The organism is Pseudarthrobacter albicanus, from assembly GCF_018224015.1.
GTDB classification, from domain to species: domain Bacteria; phylum Actinomycetota; class Actinomycetes; order Actinomycetales; family Micrococcaceae; genus Arthrobacter; species Arthrobacter albicanus.
In genome coordinates this window covers 1-414 of the sequence record NZ_JAGPOT010000205.1, presented here as the reverse complement: position 1 = coordinate 414, position 414 = coordinate 1, and the positions used below count along the sequence as shown (strand labels likewise).

General features: G+C 67.4%; 1 protein-coding gene. It reads right to left on the bottom strand.

Features of this window, described 5'->3' with window-relative positions; translation table 11 throughout:
• Nucleotides 1-414, bottom strand: a 414-nt coding sequence (locus J9611_RS21445) for a kelch repeat-containing protein (protein WP_246528136.1), incomplete at both ends; no start/stop codon positions are given.

The window sequence follows — 414 nt, the reverse complement described above, 5'->3', positions numbered from 1 at the left end:
GTGCAGGTGTTGCACAGCCCGCCACCGCCGACGAAGACCCGGCCATCGGGAAGCAGCAGGCCGACGCTGTGATACGTCCGGGGGATGGCCATCGGGGCCAGCGTGGTCCACTTTCCGGTTGCCGGGTTCCAGATTTCCGGGGCCATCCTGGCGCCGGTGTCCGTGAACTGAACCGGGGTGGCCTGACCGCCGACCACCAGCACCTGGCCATCGGGCAGCGCGACTCCGTTCGCGTACGACCGGGTGACGGCCATGTCTGCGGTCCGGGCCACCTTGACCCCGTTATTGATGTCGATCGTGTACGCCCGCGCCGTAGCCGGGGTGTTCGCCGTAGCCGGGGTGTTATTGTAGGCGGTCGACCCGCCCACGGTGAGGATCTTTCCGACGTCGTACATCACGGCGTCGCCGTTCATC